The sequence below is a fragment of the Vibrio sp. 10N.222.49.C9 genome (assembly GCF_041474985.1).
In the GTDB taxonomy this organism is placed as follows: Bacteria; Pseudomonadota; Gammaproteobacteria; order Enterobacterales; family Vibrionaceae; genus Vibrio; species Vibrio crassostreae_C.
On sequence record NZ_JBFRVD010000548.1, the window covers coordinates 1 to 420 of the forward strand.

Annotated in this window: 1 protein-coding gene; it reads left to right on the plus strand. The window is 46.9% G+C overall.

Features of this window, described 5'->3' with window-relative positions; translation table 11 throughout:
• The coding region (locus AB4585_RS24405) for a methyltransferase domain-containing protein (protein WP_372171332.1) at nucleotides 1-420 on the plus strand (420 nt) is incomplete at both ends.

A 420-nucleotide genomic window follows, 5' to 3' on the forward strand; every position in this document is an offset into this window, starting at 1 on the left:
TGCTGAACTAAGAGCGAAAGACAGCAAAGCAGTGTTAGATTTTGCCCAGCAGAATAACCTTACCTTGTATCTTCATGAGGGGCAGAGCAAGCCGAAAAAAATGTGCGGCGAATCACCAAGGTGCAATGAGACAGGTTTCGAGTTGGATTTCTTGCCTACCGATTTTATTCAGGTTAATCGCTCTGTGAATCAACAGATGGTTTCTCAAGCTATCGAATGGCTTGATGTGAACGAGAATGAAAGAGTGCTGGATCTGTTCAGTGGCGTTGGCAACTTTACCTTCCCACTCAGTGCTAAGGCAAAAGCGGTGGTTGGCATTGAAGGGGTCGATGAGATGGTCTCTAGAGCGAGTGACAATGCGAAGACGCTGGGCATAGATACGGCCGAATTTTATCAAGCTAACCTTGCAGAGCTTACCGG